1 protein-coding gene is annotated in these 458 nt (G+C 64.6%); it reads left to right on the top strand.

Features of this window, described 5'->3' with window-relative positions:
- On the top strand, positions 1-458 hold a 458-nt coding region (locus BTA35_RS18035), incomplete at both ends, for a polysaccharide biosynthesis/export family protein (protein WP_202931306.1).

The raw sequence follows: 458 nt of genomic DNA, 5'->3' as shown, positions 1-458 counted from the left end.
GGAAGGTCTTTCGCTCGATTCGGCGCAAACCGCCATCGCGTTGCGCTATGCGTCTCTCGGCATCATGCAGAGTCCGTCGGCAAAGATCACGCTTACGTCGTCGCCGAGGCGGACCGTGATTGTCACCGGCGCGATCGGGGCGCCGAAGATCGTGCCGTGGACGCCGGCGGGACTGTCGCTCGCATCGGCTTTGACTCAAGCGATGGGAAGCGGCGTCGATCTGGCGGGATCCATGAGCGAACGCGGGGCCGATCGCAATGCGACCCAAGTCACGGTCGTCCGGAACGGGACATCGGTCACGCTACCGTTGGAACAGGCGCTCGTTCGCGAGATCTGGCTGCATGAGGGAGACCGCATCGTAGTGAAGCGCGCACCGATGGTCCGAGTGACCGTGGTCGGCGGCGGCGCGCAGAAGAACGGCCGCTTCGACTTTGCGCACGTGCCGTCCTTATCGGAAG

The sequence above is a fragment of the Oceanospirillum linum genome (genome assembly GCF_001995095.2).
In the GTDB taxonomy this organism is placed as follows: domain Bacteria; phylum Pseudomonadota; class Gammaproteobacteria; order Pseudomonadales; family Halomonadaceae; genus Oceanospirillum; species Oceanospirillum linum.
This window is presented reverse-complemented; position numbering and strand designations above follow the sequence as displayed.